This window comes from Neisseria sp. HMSC068C04, from assembly GCF_001810105.1.
Lineage (GTDB): Bacteria > Pseudomonadota > Gammaproteobacteria > Burkholderiales > Neisseriaceae > Neisseria > Neisseria flavescens_B.
In genome coordinates this window covers 86,245-100,824 of the sequence record NZ_KV799929.1, presented here as the reverse complement: position 1 = coordinate 100,824, position 14,580 = coordinate 86,245, and the positions used below count along the sequence as shown (strand labels likewise).

Sequence of the window (14,580 nt, the reverse complement as noted above, 5' to 3'; positions counted from 1 at the left end):
TAGGCGTATTGCTGCGTGGTACCAAACGTGAAGACGTAGAGCGTGGTCAAGTATTGGCTAAACCAGGTACAATCACTCCTCACACTAAATTTAAAGCAGAAGTATACGTACTGAGCAAAGAAGAGGGTGGTCGTCACACTCCATTCTTCGCTAACTACCGTCCACAATTCTACTTCCGTACTACTGACGTAACTGGTGCAGTTACTTTGGAAGAAGGTGTAGAAATGGTAATGCCAGGTGAGAACGTAACCATTACTGTAGAACTGATTGCGCCTATCGCTATGGAAGAAGGTCTGCGCTTTGCGATTCGCGAAGGTGGTCGTACCGTAGGTGCGGGTGTGGTTTCTTCTGTAATCGCTTAATTGAGGGATATTGATAAATGGCAAACCAAAAAATCCGTATCCGCCTGAAAGCTTATGATTACAGTCTGATTGACCGTTCTGCGCAAGAAATCGTTGAAACTGCCAAACGTACTGGCGCTGTTGTTAAAGGTCCGATTCCTTTGCCAACTAAAATCGAACGTTTCAATATCTTGCGTTCCCCTCACGTGAACAAGACTTCTCGTGAACAATTGGAAATCCGTACCCACTTGCGTCTGATGGACATCGTGGACTGGACTGATAAAACTACTGATGCACTGATGAAACTGGATCTTCCAGCAGGTGTGGATGTAGAAATTAAAGTTCAATAAGAACTGAAAAACCGAACAGCTTGGCTGTTCGGTTTTTTATAGAATTCTTAGGCTGTCTGAAAATTTTCAGATATTGGGCAACACTTCATCCGAAAAAATGATGGGTTTAAGAAGTTAAATTGAAATTTTTGTTGATATTTCTTTGATTTGTCAATTATAATGGCGGACTTGGTACATCCGTATCAAGTTTAACTTTGTCTGAAAGGCAGGCCAATCGTAGCCCGCCCCTTTACTTAAAAGGAAAATAATCATGACTTTAGGTCTGGTTGGACGCAAAGTTGGTATGACTCGCGTGTTCGACGAACAGGGTGTTTCTGTTCCCGTAACTGTTTTGGATATGTCTGCCAACCGCGTTACACAAGTGAAATCCAAAGATACTGACGGCTACACTGCTGTACAAGTTACCTTTGGTCAGAAAAAAGCTAATCGTGTCAACAAAACTGAAGCCGGCCACTTTGCTAAAGCAGGTGTTGAAGCTGGTCGCGGTTTGGTTGAATTTGCTTTGACTGAAGAAAAACTGGCTGAATTGAAAGCCGGTGATGAAATTACCGTTTCTATGTTTGAAGTTGGTCAATTGGTAGATGTAACCGGTACCTCTAAAGGTAAAGGTTTCTCTGGTACGATCAAACGTCATAACTTCGGTGCCCAACGTACTTCCCACGGTAACTCCCGTTCTCACCGTGTTCCTGGTTCTATCGGTATGGCACAAGACCCTGGTCGCGTGTTCCCTGGTAAACGCATGGCAGGTCAATACGGTAACACTAAAGCAACTGTTCAAAAATTGGAAGTTGTACGTGTTGATGCTGAACGCCAACTCTTGTTGGTTAAAGGTGCTGTTCCGGGTTCGGTTAACAGCGACGTCGTGGTTCGTCCTAGCGTGAAAGTAGGTGCGTAATGGAATTGAAAGTAATTGACGCTAAAGGACAAGTATCTGGCAGCTTGGCTGTTTCTGATGCTTTGTTTGCTCGTGAATACAATGAAGCTCTGGTTCACCAACTGGTTACTGCTTACTTGGCAAATGCCCGTTCTGGTAATCGTGCTCAAAAAACTCGTGCCGAAGTAAACCACTCTACTAAAAAACCATGGCGCCAAAAAGGTACTGATCGTGCTCGCTCCGGTATGACTTCTTCTCCGCTGTGGCGTAAAGGTGGTCGTGCATTCCCAAACAAACCCGATGAAAACTTCACTCAAAAAGTGAACCGTAAAATGTACCGTGCCGGTATGGCGACTATTCTGTCCCAATTGGCTCGTGATGAACGTTTGTTTGCAATCGAAGCATTGACTGCTGAAACTCCTAAAACCAAAGTTTTTGCTGAACAAGTGAAAAATTTGGGTTTGGAGCAAGTTCTGTTTGTAACTAAACAGCTCGATGAGAATGTTTACTTGGCTTCACGCAACTTGCCTAACGTATTGGTTTTGGAAGCTCAACAAGTTGATCCTTACAGCTTGCTGCGTTACAAAAAAGTCGTTATCACTAAAGATGCAGTTGCACAATTAGAGGAGCAATGGGTATGAATCAACAACGTTTGACTCAAGTAATCTTGGCACCTATCGTTTCTGAAAAAAGCAACGTATTGGCTGAAAAACGTAACCAAATGACGTTTAAAGTTTTGACGAATGCAACCAAACCTGAAATTAAAGCGGCTGTTGAGCTGCTGTTCGGCGTTCAAGTTGCAGACGTTACTACCGTTACCATTAAAGGTAAAGTTAAACGTTTTGGTCGTACTTTAGGTCGTCGCAGCGATGTTAAAAAGGCTTATGTAAGCCTGGCTGCCGGTCAAGAGTTGGATTTGGAAGCCGCTGCTGCAGCTGCAGATAAGGAATAAACAAAATGGCAATCGTTAAAATGAAGCCGACCTCTGCAGGCCGTCGCGGCATGGTTCGCGTGGTAACAGAAGGTTTGCACAAAGGTGCACCTTATGCACCTCTGCTGGAAAAGAAAAATTCTACTGCCGGTCGTAATAACAATGGTCATATCACTACCCGTCATAAAGGTGGTGGCCATAAACATCATTACCGCGTTGTAGATTTTAAACGTAACAAAGACGGTATCCCTGCAAAAGTAGAGCGTATCGAATATGACCCTAACCGTACTGCATTTATCGCGCTGTTGTGCTATGCAGATGGTGAGCGTCGCTACATCATTGCTCCTCGTGGTATTCAAGCCGGTGCAGTATTGGTTTCCGGTGCTGAAGCTGCTATTAAAGTAGGTAACACTCTACCGATCCGCAATATTCCAGTTGGTACAACTATTCACTGTATCGAAATGAAACCAGGTAAAGGTGCGCAAATTGCACGTTCTGCTGGTGCTTCTGCGGTATTGCTTGCAAAAGAAGGTGCTTACGCACAAGTTCGTTTGCGTTCTGGTGAAGTGCGCAAAATTAGCGTAAATTGCCGTGCAACTATCGGTGAAGTTGGTAACGAAGAACAAAGCCTGAAAAAAATCGGTAAAGCTGGTGCTAACCGCTGGCGTGGTATTCGTCCGACCGTTCGTGGTGTTGTAATGAACCCTGTTGATCACCCACATGGTGGTGGTGAAGGCCGTACTGGTGAGGCTCGCGAACCGGTTAGCCCATGGGGTACTCCTGCTAAGGGCTACCGCACTCGTAATAACAAACGCACGGATAACATGATTGTTCGTCGTCGTTACTCAAATAAAGGTTAATTAGTATGGCTCGTTCATTAAAAAAAGGCCCATATGTAGACCTGCATTTGCTGAAAAAAGTAGATGCTGCTCGTGCAAGCAACGACAAACGCCCAATTAAAACTTGGTCACGTCGTTCTACCATTTTGCCTGATTTCATCGGTCTGACTATCGCTGTTCACAACGGTCGCACTCACGTGCCTGTATTCATCAGCGACAATATGGTTGGTCATAAATTAGGTGAGTTCTCATTGACCCGTACCTTTAAAGGCCACTTGGCTGATAAAAAGGCTAAAAAGAAATAAGGTGAATCATGAGAGTAAGTGCACAACATAAAAACGCCCGTATTTCAGCTCAAAAAGCTCGTTTGGTAGCTGATTTGATTCGTGGTAAAGACGTTGCCCAAGCTTTGAATATCTTGGTATTCAGCCCTAAAAAAGGTGCTGAGCTGATTAAAAAAGTGTTGGAATCAGCAATCGCCAATGCCGAGCACAACAATGGTGCTGATATTGACGAACTGAAAGTGGTAACTATCTTTGTTGACAAAGGCCCAAGCTTGAAACGTTTCCAAGCTCGTGCTAAAGGTCGCGGTAACCGCATCGAGAAACAAACTTGTCATATTAACGTGACAGTGGGCAACTAAGGAAAAGCTATGGGACAAAAGATTAACCCTACAGGCTTTCGCCTGGCGGTAACTAAAGACTGGGCTTCAAAATGGTTTGCTAAAAGCACCGACTTTTCTACTGTTTTGAAACAAGATATTGATGTTCGTAACTACTTGCGTAAAAAACTGGCCAATGCTTCAGTTGGTCGCGTAGTGATCGAGCGTCCTGCTAAATCTGCACGTATTACCATTCACTCTGCTCGTCCAGGTGTGGTTATTGGTAAAAAAGGTGAGGATATCGAAATCTTGAAACGTGACTTGCAAGCTCTGATGGGTGTGCCAGTTCATGTAAATATTGAAGAGATTCGTCGTCCTGAATTGGATGCGCAAATCATTGCTGATGGTATTGCCCAGCAGCTTGAAAAACGTGTTCAATTCCGTCGTGCTATGAAACGTGCAATGCAAAATGCAATGCGTTCTGGTGCTAAAGGCATCAAGATCATGACTTCAGGCCGTCTGAATGGTGCTGATATCGCTCGTAGCGAATGGTACCGTGAAGGTCGTGTACCTTTGCATACTTTGCGTGCGAACGTAGATTATGCAACTAGCGAAGCGCACACTACTTATGGTGTACTGGGTCTGAAAGTTTGGGTTTATACAGAAGGTAATATTAAATCTTCTAAACCTGAGCATGAGAAGAAACAAAGAAAGGCAGGTGGACGTAATGCTGCAGCCAACTAGACTGAAATATCGCAAGCAACAAAAAGGCCGTAACACCGGTATTGCTACTCGCGGTAACAAAGTAAGTTTCGGTGAGTTCGGTTTGAAAGCCGTAGGCCGTGGTCGTTTGACTGCCCGCCAAATCGAAGCTGCTCGTCGTACTATGACTCGTCATATTAAACGTGGCGGTCGTATTTGGATTCGTGTATTCCCTGATAAACCAATTACTGAGAAACCTATCCAAGTTCGTATGGGTGGCGGTAAAGGTAATGTGGAATATTACATTGCTGAAGTTAAACCAGGCAAAGTATTGTACGAAATGGACGGTGTTCCTGAGTCTTTGGCTCGTGAAGCATTTGAATTGGCCGCTGCCAAATTGCCTATTCCTACAACCTTTGTAGTAAGACAGGTGGGTCAATAATGAAAGCAAATGAATTGAAAGACAAATCTATTGAGCAATTAAACTCTGATTTGTTGGACTTGTTGAAAGCTCAGTTTGGCTTACGCATGCAAAATGCAACCGGTCAGTTGGGTAAATCTAGCGAGTTGAAACGTGTACGTCGCGATATTGCTCGTATTAAAACCATTTTAACTGAAAAAGGTGCTAAGTAATGAGCGAAGCTAAAAATGTTCGTACTTTGCAAGGCAAAGTGGTAAGCGACAAAATGGACAAAACTGTTACAGTATTGGTTGAACGTAAAGTTAAACACCCTCTGTACGGTAAAATTATTCGTTTATCAACTAAAATCCATGCTCATGATGAAAACAATCAATATGGCATTGGTGATGTAGTGGTAATCGAGGAATCTCGTCCTTTGTCAAAAACCAAGTCTTGGGTTGTAAAAGAATTGGTTGAGAAAGCCCGTACTGTTTGATTTAGAACACAGTAATGTAGCTTAATAAGAAACGAAGTCTTGCAGCAAAGTTAATTTGCGTGTAAACTTCGTTTCTTATCTTCCAGCTTCTTATGGAAGTTTCTCTCCCTTCGGGATCCAAGACTGGTTTACTAGAACCGTGATGGTTTCATTTAATAAGCAGCTTAAAGTAAGGTGCGAGTTATATGAAAGTGGTAAATTAAGTTGGTTAATTTAAAGGTACTAATATGATTCAAATGCAGACCATCTTAGATGTGGCTGATAACTCTGGTGCGCGTCGCGTAATGTGCATCAAAGTATTGGGCGGATCTAAGCGTCGCTACGCTTCTGTTGGCGACATTATTAAAGTTGCAGTTAAAGATGCAGCCCCACGTGGTCGTGTCAAAAAAGGTGATGTATACAATGCGGTAGTTGTTCGTACTGCTAAGGGTGTGCGTCGTCCTGATGGTGCGTTAATTAAATTCGATAACAATGCTGCTGTGTTGTTGAATAATAAACTTGAACCTCTGGGTACCCGTATTTTTGGTCCGGTAACCCGTGAATTGCGTACTGAGCGATTTATGAAAATCGTTTCATTGGCGCCTGAAGTATTATAAGGAATAGCGCGATGAATAAGATCATTAAAGGCGATCAGGTTGTAGTGATTACCGGTAAAGATAAAGGTAAGCAAGGTCAAGTAGTTCGAGTGTTGGGTGATAAAGTTGTTGTTGAGGGTGTTAATGTCGTAAAACGCCATCAAAAACCTAATCCAATGCGTGGTATTGAGGGTGGCATTATTACTAAAGAAATGCCTTTGGATATTTCTAATATTGCAATCCTGAATCCGGAAACTAATAAAGCAGACCGTGTTGGTATTAAGCTGATTGAAAATGAAGGCAAAGTTAAACGCGTTCGTTTCTTCAAATCAAATGGCTCTATCATTGGAGCATAAGGAGATAACATGGCTCGTTTGAGAGAGTTTTATAAAGATACAGTTGTTCCTGAATTGGTTAAACAATTTGGTTACAAATCAGTAATGGAAGTTCCACGTATTGAAAAAATCACCTTGAATATGGGTGTAGGTGAAGCTGTTGCTGATAAAAAAGTTATGGAGCATGCTGTTTCTGATTTAGAGAAAATTGCTGGTCAAAAACCAGTTGTTACTGTTGCTCGTAAATCTATCGCAGGTTTTAAAATCCGTGATAACTATCCAGTTGGTTGCAAAGTAACATTGCGTCGTGATCAAATGTTTGAATTCTTGGATCGTTTGATTACTATTGCGTTGCCTCGCGTACGTGACTTCCGTGGTGTAAGCGGTAAATCATTTGATGGTCGTGGCAATTACAATATGGGCGTTCGTGAGCAAATTATTTTCCCGGAAATTGAATACGATAAAATCGATGCTTTGCGTGGTTTGAATATTACTATTACAACTACTGCAAAAACTGATGAAGAAGCGAAAGCTTTGTTGTCACTGTTCAAGTTTCCGTTTAAAGGATAATCATGGCTAAGAAAGCACTTATTAATCGTGAGCTGAAACGTCAAGCATTGGCGAAAAAGTTTGCAGCTAAACGTGAGGCAATTTTCGCTGTTATTAATGATGCTAATGCGACTGAAGAAGAACGTTTTGAAGCACGTTTGAAATTTCAATCCATTCCTCGTAATGCAGCACCTGTACGTCAACGTCGTCGTTGTGCTTTAACAGGTCGTCCTCGTGGCACTTTCCGTAAATTTGGTTTGGGCCGTATTAAAATCCGTGAAATCGCTATGCGTGGCGAGATCCCTGGTGTTGTTAAAGCTAGCTGGTAATAGGAGTATAAATAATGAGTATGCATGATCCTATTTCCGATATGTTGACTCGTATTCGCAATGCGCAACGTGCTAATAAAGCAGTAGTTGCCATGCCTTCCTCTAAACTGAAATGTGCAATTGCAAAAGTTCTGAAAGAAGAAGGTTATATCGAGGATTTTGCGGTTTCTGCTGATGCAAAACCGGTATTGGAAATTCAATTGAAATACTATGCAGGTCGTCCTGTGATTGAGCAAATTAAACGTGTTTCACGTCCAGGTTTGCGTATTTACAAAGCATCAAGTGAGATTCCTAGTGTAATGAATGGCCTGGGTGTCGCTATTGTTAGTACTTCTAAAGGTGTAATGACTGATCGCAAAGCCCGTTCTGAGGGTGTAGGTGGTGAGTTGTTGTGCATCGTAGCCTAGTGGAGAAAAGTAAATGTCACGCGTCGCAAAAAACCCAGTGACTGTTCCTGCTGGTGTAGAAGTAAAATTCGGAACAGATGCATTGGTTATCAAAGGTAAAAACGGTGAATTGTCTTTTCCTTTGCATTCCGATGTTGCTATTGAACTGAACGATGGTAAATTGACTTTTGCTGCAAAAAATGACAGTAAACAGGCTAATGCTATGTCTGGTACTGCTCGTGCATTGGTTAATAACATGGTTAAGGGTGTTTCTGAAGGTTTTGAGAAAAAACTTCAATTGATTGGTGTGGGTTATCGTGCCCAAGCTCAAGGCAAAGTTTTGAACTTGTCTCTGGGTTTCTCTCATCCAATCGTATACGAAATGCCTGAAGGTGTTTCTGTTCAAACTCCTAGCCAAACAGAAATCGTTTTGACTGGTGCAGATAAACAAGTGGTTGGCCAAGTCGCTGCTGAAATCCGTGCATTCCGTTCTCCTGAGCCTTATAAAGGTAAAGGTGTTCGTTATGTAGGTGAAGTAGTAGTGATGAAAGAAGCCAAGAAAAAATAATTGAGGTTCACTAATGGATAAACATACAACCCGACTCCGTCGTGCACGCAAAACCCGTGCGCGTATTGCGGACTTGAAAATGGTAAGATTATGTGTGTTCCGCAGCAATAATCATATTTATGCTCAAGTAATTAGTGCTGAAGGTGATAAAGTATTGGCTCAAGCCTCTACATTGGAAGCTGAAGTACGTAGTAGCCTGAAATCAGGTAGCAACGTTGCAGCAGCAGCTGTAGTTGGTAAGCGTATTGCTGAAAAAGCTAAAGCAGTAGGTGTTGAAAAAGTTGCTTTTGACCGTTCAGGTTTCCAATATCACGGTCGTGTGAAAGCTTTGGCTGAAGCTGCACGTGAAAATGGTTTAAGCTTCTAATATTTGGAGACTTTCAGATGGCAAAACATGAAATTGAAGAACGCGGTGACGGCCTGATTGAAAAGATGGTCGCAGTAAATCGCGTGACTAAAGTAGTTAAAGGTGGCCGTATCATGGCTTTCTCTGCACTGACTGTTGTTGGTGATGGTGATGGTCGCATCGGTATGGGCAAAGGTAAATCAAAAGAAGTACCAGTTGCTGTTCAAAAAGCAATGGATCAAGCTCGACGCTCTATGATTAAAGTACCTTTGAAAAATGGTACTATTCATCATGAGGTTATTGGCCGTCATGGTGCTACTAAAGTATTTATGCAACCTGCTAAAGAAGGTAGTGGTGTGAAAGCTGGTGGTCCAATGCGTTTAGTATTTGATGCTATGGGTATCCATAACATTTCAGCTAAAGTGCATGGTTCTACTAACCCTTACAATATTGTACGCGCTACATTAGACGGTTTGTCTAAACTGTATACCCCTGCTGATATTGCTGCTAAACGTGGCTTGACAGTAGAAGATATTTTGGGAGCTAACCATGACTGAGCAAAAAAAGATTAAAGTTACATTGGTTAAGAGCCTGATCGGTACAATTGAATCTCATCGTGCATGTGCTCGTGGTTTAGGTTTGCGCCGCCGTGAACATACTGTAGAGGTTTTGGATACCCCTGAAAACCGTGGCATGATCAATAAAATCAGCTACTTGTTGAAAGTGGAGTCTTAATATGTTTTTGAATACTATTCAACCTGCTGAGGGTGCTACTCGCGCTAGTCGTCGTGTAGGCCGTGGTATTGGTAGCGGCTTGGGTAAGACAGGTGGTCGTGGTCATAAAGGTCAAAAAAGCCGTTCTGGTGGCTTCCACAAGGTAGGTTTTGAAGGCGGTCAAATGCCTTTGCAACGCCGTCTGCCGAAACGTGGCTTCAAATCTTTGACTGCTGCCACAAATGCTGAAGTTCGTTTAAGTGAATTAAATCTGATTGCTGTGAACGAGATTGATGTCTTAGTTCTTAAACAAGCTGGTCTGATTCCTGCAACTGCTTCTAATGTAAAAGTTATTGCTTCTGGTGAAATCTCAAAAGCAGTTACCTTGAAAGGTGTAAAAGCTACTAAAGGTGCTAAAGTTGCTATTGAAGCTGCCGGTGGTAAAGTAGAAGAATAAGGCTTGCACTACAGTGGCTAATCAACAATCTTTATCAGGATTATCCAAATTTGGTGATCTGAAAAAACGTCTGGTGTTCCTTTTAGGTGCTTTAGTCGTTTTCCGTATTGGTGCTCATATACCGGTACCGGGCGTAGATGCTGTTGCATTAGCTAAGTTATACGAAGGCGCTGCAAACGGCATATTCGGAATGTTAAATATGTTCTCGGGTGGTTCGTTGGAGCGCTTTAGTATATTTGCAATTGGTATCATGCCTTATATTTCGGCATCGATTATTGTTCAGCTTGCTTCTGAAATTGTTCCTTCTTTAAAAGCTTTAAAGAAGGAAGGTGAGGCCGGTAGGAAAATAATTACGAAATATACTAGGTATGGGACGGTATTATTGGCTGTATTGCAAAGCTTTGGTGTTGCAACATTTGTTTATCAACAAGGTGTTGTTGTAACGAGTTCGCTTGAGTTTCATATTTCTACAGTAGTCTGTTTGGTTACAGGTACTATGTTTCTGATGTGGTTAGGGGAGCAAATTACCGAGCGTGGTATTGGTAATGGTATTTCTTTAATTATTACAGCAGGCATTGTATCGGGTATTCCATCCGGTATTGTTCGGTTGTTAACTTTGACTGAACAAGGTTCCATGAGTATGTTGATGGCAGTATCAATTGTGATTGGTATTTTGCTGTTGATCTATGCTGTAGTTTATTTTGAGAGTGCTCAGCGTAAAGTTCCTGTGCATTATGCTAAAAGACAGTTTGGCTCTGGAATGATGCCGGGACAAAGCATTCATATGCCATTCAAGCTAAATATGGCAGGTGTTATTCCTCCTATTTTTGCTTCCAGTATCATTTTATTTCCATCTACCCTTTTAGGTTGGTTTGGTTCAAATAGTACGAATTCTGTTCTTCATAAGATTGCTGCAATGCTGCAACACGGACAGCCTTTGTATATTGTATTATTTGCCACAACTATCATCTTCTTCTGCTATTTCTATACTGCTTTAGTGTTTAGCCCTAAAGAGATGGCTGAAAATTTGAAGAAGAGTGGTGCATTTGTGCCGGGTATTCGCCCAGGTGAGCAAACCTCTAGATATTTGGAAAAAGTTGTACTGAGACTGACATTATTTGGTGCTTTGTATATCACTATAATCTGTCTGATACCTGAATTTTTAACGACAGCATTGAAGGTTCCTTTTTATTTAGGTGGAACATCTTTGCTTATTTTGGTTGTCGTTACAATGGATTTTAGGACACAAATCAATTCATATCGAATGAGTAGTCAGTATGAAGACTTGATGAGTCGTCCAGATATGAAATCTTTGTCACGTAAATAGGCTTATGGCTAAAGAAGATACCATACAGATGCAGGGCGAAATTCTTGAGACTTTGCCCAATGCAACATTTAAAGTAAAACTGGAAAATGATCATGTAGTACTTGGTCATATATCTGGAAAAATGCGGATGCACTATATCCGTATTTCTCCAGGTGATAAGGTAACAGTTGAATTAACTCCTTATGATTTAACCCGTGCTCGGATTGTTTTCCGAGCAAGATAAACGATAAAAGGAAATAAAATGCGTGTACAACCTTCTGTAAAGAAAATTTGTCGCAATTGCAAGATTATTCGTCGTAATCGTGTAGTTCGCGTAATTTGTACTGACCCACGTCACAAACAACGTCAAGGTTAAGAAGCTAGTTTTCTTAACTATTGATTTTGTGGTATAGTGACATACTTTGCCCTAAAAAGGAAAAAATATGGCTCGTATTGCAGGGGTAAATATCCCTAATAATGCCCATATCGTAATTGGCCTTCAGGCTATTTATGGTATTGGTGCGACTCGTGCTAAATTGATTTGTGAGGCAGCAAATATTGCTCCTACTACTAAAGCAAAAGATTTGGACGAGGCTCAATTAGACGCTTTGCGTGAGCAAGTTGCTAAATATGAAGTTGAAGGCGATTTGCGTCGTGAAGTAACGATGAGCATTAAACGACTGATGGATATGGGTTGCTATCGCGGCTTCCGTCATCGTCGTGGCTTGCCTTGTCGTGGTCAACGCACTCGCACAAATGCTCGTACCCGTAAAGGTCCGCGCAAAGCGATTGCCGGTAAGAAATAAATTTTAAGGAATTTGATTAATGGCTAAAGCAAACACAGCTTCGCGTGTACGTAAAAAAGTACGTAAAACCGTAAGCGAAGGTATTGTGCACGTTCATGCATCTTTCAACAATACCATCATTACAATCACTGACCGTCAAGGCAATGCATTGTCTTGGGCTACCTCTGGCGGCGCTGGTTTTAAAGGTTCTCGTAAAAGTACACCATTTGCAGCACAAGTTGCAGCAGAAGCAGCTGGTAAAGTTGCCCAAGAGTATGGCGTTAAAAATTTAGAAGTTCGCATTAAAGGCCCTGGCCCTGGTCGCGAATCTTCTGTACGTGCTTTAAACGCTCTTGGTTTCAAAATTACCAGCATTACTGACGTTACCCCGTTGCCTCATAACGGTTGCCGTCCGCCTAAAAAACGTCGTATTTAATATTGGAGTGATTTAAAACATGGCACGTTATATTGGCCCTAAATGTAAATTAGCACGTCGCGAAGGTACGGATCTATTTTTGAAGAGTGCACGTCGCTCTTTGGATTCCAAATGTAAAATGGATTCTGCACCTGGTCAGCACGGTGCGAAAAAACCACGTTTGTCAGACTACGGTTTGCAATTGCGTGAAAAACAAAAAATTCGTCGTATTTATGGCGTATTAGAGCGTCAATTCCGTCGTTACTTCGCGGAAGCAGCTCGTCGTAAAGGCTCTACCGGTGAATTGCTGCTGCAATTGCTGGAGTCTCGTTTGGACAATGTCGTTTACCGTATGGGTTTTGGCTCTACTCGCGCCGAAGCACGTCAATTGGTTTCTCATAAAGCTATCGTTGTAAACGGTCAAGTTGTTAATATCCCTTCTTTCCAAGTTAAAGCAGGTGATGTTGTAGCTGTTCGTGAAAAAGCTAAGAAACAAGTACGTATCCAAGAAGCATTGAGCCTGGCTACTCAAATTGGCTTGCCAAGCTGGGTATCTGTTGATGCCGACAAATTGGAAGGCGTATTCAAAAATATGCCGGATCGCTCAGAATTGTCTGGCGATATTAATGAACAGCTGGTGGTAGAGTTCTACTCTAAATAATGCTAGCTCAATGAGGGACAGTTAAATGCAAAATAGCACAACCGAATTTTTGAAACCTCGTCAAATCGATGTAGATACTTTGTCTTCCACTCGGGCCAAGGTGTCTATGCAACCATTTGAACGTGGTTTTGGTCATACTTTAGGTAATGCTTTGCGTCGTATCTTACTGTCATCCATGAATGGCTTTGCCCCAACTGAAGTAGTTATTTCCGGCGTATTGCACGAATACTCTACTATTGATGGTGTTCAAGAGGATGTTGTTGACGTTCTCTTGAACATTAAAGGTATCGTATTCAAGCTTCACGGTCGTAATCAAGTTCAGTTGACTTTGAAAAAAACAGGTGCCGGTGCTGTTGTAGCCGGTGATATTGATTTGCCACACGATGTGGAAATCATCAATCCTGAACATGTTATTTGCCACTTGGCTGACAATGGCCAAATCGACATGGAAATTAAAGTAGAGCAAGGTCGTGGTTATCAATCTGTTTCAGGCCGTCGCGTATTGCGTGATGAGAATAAACAGATTGGTGCGATTCAGTTGGATGCGAGCTTTTCGCCCATCAGTCGTGTTAGCTTTGAAGTTGAACCTGCACGCGTAGAGCAACGCACGGATTTGGATAAGTTGGTTTTGGATATTGAAACCAATGGTTCTATTGATCCAGAAGAAGCTGTACGTAGTGCCGCACGTATCTTAATTGACCAAATGTCTATTTTTGCAGATCTGCAAGGTACTCCGGTTGAAGAGGTTGAAGAAAAAGCGCCTCCTATCGATCCTATCTTGCTGCGTCCTGTAGATGATTTGGAATTAACCGTACGTTCAGCTAATTGTCTGAAAGCTGAAGATATTTACTATATTGGCGATTTGATTCAACGTACTGAAACCGAGCTTCTCAAGACCCCTAATTTGGGTCGTAAATCTTTGAATGAGATCAAAGAAGTGTTGGCCTCTAAAGGTCTGACATTAGGTTCCAAATTAGAAGCTTGGCCGCCTGTAGGCTTAGAAAAGCCGTAAGTTTGAAGATTAAAGGATAATGACATGCGTCATCGTAATGGCAACCGCAAATTAAACCGTACTAGCAGCCACCGTGCTGCGATGCTGCGCAATATGGCGAATTCCTTGTTGACTCACGAAACCATCGTGACAACTTTGCCTAAAGCAAAAGAATTGCGCCGCGTAGTTGAGCCCTTGATTACCTTGGGTAAAAAACCTTCTTTGGCAAACCGTCGTTTGGCTTTTGACCGCACTCGCGATCGTGATGTTGTAGTTAAATTGTTTGACGAATTGGGTCCACGCTTTGCTGCTCGTAACGGCGGCTATGTTCGTGTACTGAAATACGGTTTCCGTAAAGGCGACAATGCTCCTTTGGCATTGGTTGAATTGGTTGATAAAGCAGCTGATTCTGCTGAATAAGCAAATTAATATGAAAGCACTACCTGTTTAGGTGGTGCTTTTTATTTGGATAGCCCCTTTCTCATTTCGCAGTGCTACAATCTTGAAAGATATTGGGCTTGATGCAAAAGCGTTGTAGCTCCCTTTCTCATTTCGCAGTGCTACAATTTCTTGTAGCAGTTCATCTTCGGCAGGAGTGTTGTAGCTCCCTTTCTCATTTCGCAGTGCTA

General features: G+C 42.2%; 31 protein-coding genes. 30 read left to right on the top strand and 1 reads right to left on the bottom strand.

Annotated elements, in window-relative coordinates:
- The 30 genes from HMPREF2700_RS04720 to rplQ all read left to right on the top strand — a co-directional run.
- Positions 1 to 362: EF-Tu C-terminal domain-related protein (locus HMPREF2700_RS04720; protein WP_083303928.1), on the top strand; the 362-nt coding region annotated here is incomplete at its 5' end.
- Between the two features lie 17 nt (positions 363 to 379).
- Positions 380 to 691 carry a 30S ribosomal protein S10 gene (gene rpsJ, locus HMPREF2700_RS04715; protein ID WP_002642322.1) on the top strand — a complete coding sequence of 104 codons (312 nt, stop codon included), beginning with the start codon at positions 380 to 382 and terminating at the stop codon, positions 689 to 691.
- 250 nt (positions 692 to 941) lie between these two features.
- Entirely contained in the window at positions 942 to 1,586 is a 645-nt protein-coding gene (gene rplC, locus HMPREF2700_RS04710) for a 50S ribosomal protein L3 (protein WP_004464584.1), read from the top strand.
- Complete coding sequence (rplD, locus tag HMPREF2700_RS04705; RefSeq protein ID WP_070590582.1) at positions 1,586 to 2,206, top strand: 50S ribosomal protein L4; 621 nt, start codon at positions 1,586 to 1,588, stop codon at positions 2,204 to 2,206. Before rplC ends, rplD begins: the two co-directional genes overlap by 1 nt.
- Complete coding sequence (gene rplW / locus HMPREF2700_RS04700) at positions 2,203 to 2,517, top strand: 50S ribosomal protein L23 (protein ID WP_210389860.1); 315 nt, start codon at positions 2,203 to 2,205, stop codon at positions 2,515 to 2,517. The genes rplD and rplW overlap by 4 nt, the downstream gene beginning before the upstream one ends.
- Before the next feature lie 5 nt (positions 2,518 to 2,522).
- Positions 2,523 to 3,356 (top strand): 50S ribosomal protein L2, encoded by an 834-nt coding sequence (gene rplB / locus HMPREF2700_RS04695; RefSeq protein WP_003684813.1) that lies wholly within the window; start codon positions 2,523 to 2,525, stop codon positions 3,354 to 3,356.
- A 5-nt stretch (positions 3,357 to 3,361) separates the two neighbouring features.
- Complete coding sequence (gene rpsS, locus HMPREF2700_RS04690; protein ID WP_002215422.1) at positions 3,362 to 3,640, top strand: 30S ribosomal protein S19; 279 nt, start codon at positions 3,362 to 3,364, stop codon at positions 3,638 to 3,640.
- 8 nt (positions 3,641 to 3,648) lie between these two features.
- Positions 3,649 to 3,978 (top strand): 50S ribosomal protein L22, encoded by a 330-nt coding sequence (rplV, locus tag HMPREF2700_RS04685; protein ID WP_070590575.1) that lies wholly within the window; start codon positions 3,649 to 3,651, stop codon positions 3,976 to 3,978.
- Between the two features lie 9 nt (positions 3,979 to 3,987).
- Positions 3,988 to 4,680: a 30S ribosomal protein S3 gene (gene rpsC / locus HMPREF2700_RS04680; protein WP_003684753.1), complete on the top strand. Its 693-nt coding sequence runs from the start codon at positions 3,988 to 3,990 to the stop codon at positions 4,678 to 4,680.
- Positions 4,664 to 5,080 (top strand): 50S ribosomal protein L16, encoded by a 417-nt coding sequence (gene rplP / locus HMPREF2700_RS04675; RefSeq protein ID WP_003684741.1) that lies wholly within the window; start codon positions 4,664 to 4,666, stop codon positions 5,078 to 5,080. Before rpsC ends, rplP begins: the two co-directional genes overlap by 17 nt.
- The gene (gene rpmC, locus HMPREF2700_RS04670) at positions 5,080 to 5,271 is read left to right on the top strand and encodes a 50S ribosomal protein L29 (protein WP_003684705.1); all 192 of its coding nucleotides are present in this window, start codon (positions 5,080 to 5,082) and stop codon (positions 5,269 to 5,271) included. Before rplP ends, rpmC begins: the two co-directional genes overlap by 1 nt.
- Entirely contained in the window at positions 5,271 to 5,534 is a 264-nt protein-coding gene (gene rpsQ / locus HMPREF2700_RS04665; RefSeq protein ID WP_003684766.1) for a 30S ribosomal protein S17, read from the top strand. The genes rpmC and rpsQ overlap by 1 nt, the downstream gene beginning before the upstream one ends.
- 227 nt (positions 5,535 to 5,761) lie before the next feature.
- Positions 5,762 to 6,130 carry a 50S ribosomal protein L14 gene (rplN, locus tag HMPREF2700_RS04660; protein ID WP_002215434.1) on the top strand — a complete coding sequence of 123 codons (369 nt, stop codon included), beginning with the start codon at positions 5,762 to 5,764 and terminating at the stop codon, positions 6,128 to 6,130.
- Positions 6,131 to 6,141: 11 nt separating this feature from the next.
- Positions 6,142 to 6,465 (top strand): 50S ribosomal protein L24, encoded by a 324-nt coding sequence (gene rplX / locus HMPREF2700_RS04655; protein WP_003684754.1) that lies wholly within the window; start codon positions 6,142 to 6,144, stop codon positions 6,463 to 6,465.
- 9 nt (positions 6,466 to 6,474) lie between these two features.
- Complete coding sequence (rplE, locus tag HMPREF2700_RS04650; protein WP_003684750.1) at positions 6,475 to 7,014, top strand: 50S ribosomal protein L5; 540 nt, start codon at positions 6,475 to 6,477, stop codon at positions 7,012 to 7,014.
- Positions 7,015 to 7,016: 2 nt separating this feature from the next.
- A complete protein-coding gene (gene rpsN, locus HMPREF2700_RS04645; RefSeq protein ID WP_003684736.1) occupies positions 7,017 to 7,322 on the top strand; it encodes a 30S ribosomal protein S14 in 306 nt (101 codons plus the stop codon).
- 14 nt (positions 7,323 to 7,336) lie between these two features.
- On the top strand, positions 7,337 to 7,729 hold the full coding sequence (gene rpsH, locus HMPREF2700_RS04640; RefSeq protein WP_063075320.1) for a 30S ribosomal protein S8: 393 nt from the start codon (positions 7,337 to 7,339) through the stop codon (positions 7,727 to 7,729).
- Positions 7,730 to 7,742: 13 nt separating this feature from the next.
- Positions 7,743 to 8,276 (top strand): 50S ribosomal protein L6, encoded by a 534-nt coding sequence (gene rplF / locus HMPREF2700_RS04635; RefSeq protein WP_004464590.1) that lies wholly within the window; start codon positions 7,743 to 7,745, stop codon positions 8,274 to 8,276.
- A 13-nt stretch (positions 8,277 to 8,289) separates the two neighbouring features.
- Positions 8,290 to 8,643, top strand: a complete 354-nt coding sequence (rplR, locus tag HMPREF2700_RS04630) for a 50S ribosomal protein L18 (protein ID WP_070590572.1) — start codon at positions 8,290 to 8,292, stop codon at positions 8,641 to 8,643.
- A 17-nt stretch (positions 8,644 to 8,660) separates the two neighbouring features.
- Entirely contained in the window at positions 8,661 to 9,179 is a 519-nt protein-coding gene (gene rpsE / locus HMPREF2700_RS04625; RefSeq protein WP_003684704.1) for a 30S ribosomal protein S5, read from the top strand.
- Complete coding sequence (gene rpmD, locus HMPREF2700_RS04620; RefSeq protein ID WP_003684808.1) at positions 9,172 to 9,357, top strand: 50S ribosomal protein L30; 186 nt, start codon at positions 9,172 to 9,174, stop codon at positions 9,355 to 9,357. The genes rpsE and rpmD overlap by 8 nt, the downstream gene beginning before the upstream one ends.
- A gap of 1 nt (position 9,358) precedes the next feature.
- Entirely contained in the window at positions 9,359 to 9,793 is a 435-nt protein-coding gene (gene rplO / locus HMPREF2700_RS04615) for a 50S ribosomal protein L15 (RefSeq protein WP_070590569.1), read from the top strand.
- A gap of 13 nt (positions 9,794 to 9,806) precedes the next feature.
- Positions 9,807 to 11,120, top strand: coding sequence for a preprotein translocase subunit SecY (gene secY / locus HMPREF2700_RS04610; protein ID WP_070590568.1), 1,314 nt, complete (start codon positions 9,807 to 9,809; stop codon positions 11,118 to 11,120).
- A gap of 4 nt (positions 11,121 to 11,124) precedes the next feature.
- Positions 11,125 to 11,343, top strand: a complete 219-nt coding sequence (gene infA / locus HMPREF2700_RS04605) for a translation initiation factor IF-1 (RefSeq protein WP_003684714.1) — start codon at positions 11,125 to 11,127, stop codon at positions 11,341 to 11,343.
- A gap of 18 nt (positions 11,344 to 11,361) precedes the next feature.
- A complete protein-coding gene (gene rpmJ / locus HMPREF2700_RS11375; protein ID WP_003697674.1) occupies positions 11,362 to 11,475 on the top strand; it encodes a 50S ribosomal protein L36 in 114 nt (37 codons plus the stop codon).
- Positions 11,476 to 11,542: 67 nt separating this feature from the next.
- A complete protein-coding gene (gene rpsM / locus HMPREF2700_RS04600) occupies positions 11,543 to 11,905 on the top strand; it encodes a 30S ribosomal protein S13 (protein WP_003749295.1) in 363 nt (120 codons plus the stop codon).
- Positions 11,906 to 11,924: 19 nt separating this feature from the next.
- On the top strand, positions 11,925 to 12,320 hold the full coding sequence (gene rpsK / locus HMPREF2700_RS04595) for a 30S ribosomal protein S11 (RefSeq protein WP_002216249.1): 396 nt from the start codon (positions 11,925 to 11,927) through the stop codon (positions 12,318 to 12,320).
- A gap of 19 nt (positions 12,321 to 12,339) precedes the next feature.
- Positions 12,340 to 12,960, top strand: a complete 621-nt coding sequence (gene rpsD, locus HMPREF2700_RS04590) for a 30S ribosomal protein S4 (RefSeq protein ID WP_039863983.1) — start codon at positions 12,340 to 12,342, stop codon at positions 12,958 to 12,960.
- Positions 12,961 to 12,985: 25 nt separating this feature from the next.
- Complete coding sequence (rpoA, locus tag HMPREF2700_RS04585) at positions 12,986 to 13,972, top strand: DNA-directed RNA polymerase subunit alpha (protein ID WP_003684706.1); 987 nt, start codon at positions 12,986 to 12,988, stop codon at positions 13,970 to 13,972.
- A gap of 24 nt (positions 13,973 to 13,996) precedes the next feature.
- Positions 13,997 to 14,371, top strand: coding sequence for a 50S ribosomal protein L17 (rplQ, locus tag HMPREF2700_RS04580; protein ID WP_003684792.1), 375 nt, complete (start codon positions 13,997 to 13,999; stop codon positions 14,369 to 14,371).
- Between the two features lie 27 nt (positions 14,372 to 14,398).
- Here the strand turns inward: rplQ and HMPREF2700_RS11895 are convergent.
- The coding region (locus HMPREF2700_RS11895) for a hypothetical protein (RefSeq protein ID WP_210389858.1) at positions 14,399 to 14,580 on the bottom strand (182 nt) is incomplete at its 5' end.

Coding starts and splice junctions, on each gene's coding strand:
- rpsJ (WP_002642322.1), top strand. CDS start 380: ATGGCAAACCAAAAAATCCGTATCCGCCTGAAAGCTTATGATTACAGT.
- rplC (WP_004464584.1), top strand. CDS start 942: ATGACTTTAGGTCTGGTTGGACGCAAAGTTGGTATGACTCGCGTGTTC.
- rplD (WP_070590582.1), top strand. CDS start 1,586: ATGGAATTGAAAGTAATTGACGCTAAAGGACAAGTATCTGGCAGCTTG.
- rplW (WP_210389860.1), top strand. CDS start 2,203: ATGAATCAACAACGTTTGACTCAAGTAATCTTGGCACCTATCGTTTCT.
- rplB (WP_003684813.1), top strand. CDS start 2,523: ATGGCAATCGTTAAAATGAAGCCGACCTCTGCAGGCCGTCGCGGCATG.
- rpsS (WP_002215422.1), top strand. CDS start 3,362: ATGGCTCGTTCATTAAAAAAAGGCCCATATGTAGACCTGCATTTGCTG.
- rplV (WP_070590575.1), top strand. CDS start 3,649: ATGAGAGTAAGTGCACAACATAAAAACGCCCGTATTTCAGCTCAAAAA.
- rpsC (WP_003684753.1), top strand. CDS start 3,988: ATGGGACAAAAGATTAACCCTACAGGCTTTCGCCTGGCGGTAACTAAA.
- rplP (WP_003684741.1), top strand. CDS start 4,664: ATGCTGCAGCCAACTAGACTGAAATATCGCAAGCAACAAAAAGGCCGT.
- rpmC (WP_003684705.1), top strand. CDS start 5,080: ATGAAAGCAAATGAATTGAAAGACAAATCTATTGAGCAATTAAACTCT.
- rpsQ (WP_003684766.1), top strand. CDS start 5,271: ATGAGCGAAGCTAAAAATGTTCGTACTTTGCAAGGCAAAGTGGTAAGC.
- rplN (WP_002215434.1), top strand. CDS start 5,762: ATGATTCAAATGCAGACCATCTTAGATGTGGCTGATAACTCTGGTGCG.
- rplX (WP_003684754.1), top strand. CDS start 6,142: ATGAATAAGATCATTAAAGGCGATCAGGTTGTAGTGATTACCGGTAAA.
- rplE (WP_003684750.1), top strand. CDS start 6,475: ATGGCTCGTTTGAGAGAGTTTTATAAAGATACAGTTGTTCCTGAATTG.
- rpsN (WP_003684736.1), top strand. CDS start 7,017: ATGGCTAAGAAAGCACTTATTAATCGTGAGCTGAAACGTCAAGCATTG.
- rpsH (WP_063075320.1), top strand. CDS start 7,337: ATGAGTATGCATGATCCTATTTCCGATATGTTGACTCGTATTCGCAAT.
- rplF (WP_004464590.1), top strand. CDS start 7,743: ATGTCACGCGTCGCAAAAAACCCAGTGACTGTTCCTGCTGGTGTAGAA.
- rplR (WP_070590572.1), top strand. CDS start 8,290: ATGGATAAACATACAACCCGACTCCGTCGTGCACGCAAAACCCGTGCG.
- rpsE (WP_003684704.1), top strand. CDS start 8,661: ATGGCAAAACATGAAATTGAAGAACGCGGTGACGGCCTGATTGAAAAG.
- rpmD (WP_003684808.1), top strand. CDS start 9,172: ATGACTGAGCAAAAAAAGATTAAAGTTACATTGGTTAAGAGCCTGATC.
- rplO (WP_070590569.1), top strand. CDS start 9,359: ATGTTTTTGAATACTATTCAACCTGCTGAGGGTGCTACTCGCGCTAGT.
- infA (WP_003684714.1), top strand. CDS start 11,125: ATGGCTAAAGAAGATACCATACAGATGCAGGGCGAAATTCTTGAGACT.
- rpmJ (WP_003697674.1), top strand. CDS start 11,362: ATGCGTGTACAACCTTCTGTAAAGAAAATTTGTCGCAATTGCAAGATT.
- rpsM (WP_003749295.1), top strand. CDS start 11,543: ATGGCTCGTATTGCAGGGGTAAATATCCCTAATAATGCCCATATCGTA.
- rpsK (WP_002216249.1), top strand. CDS start 11,925: ATGGCTAAAGCAAACACAGCTTCGCGTGTACGTAAAAAAGTACGTAAA.
- rpsD (WP_039863983.1), top strand. CDS start 12,340: ATGGCACGTTATATTGGCCCTAAATGTAAATTAGCACGTCGCGAAGGT.
- rpoA (WP_003684706.1), top strand. CDS start 12,986: ATGCAAAATAGCACAACCGAATTTTTGAAACCTCGTCAAATCGATGTA.
- rplQ (WP_003684792.1), top strand. CDS start 13,997: ATGCGTCATCGTAATGGCAACCGCAAATTAAACCGTACTAGCAGCCAC.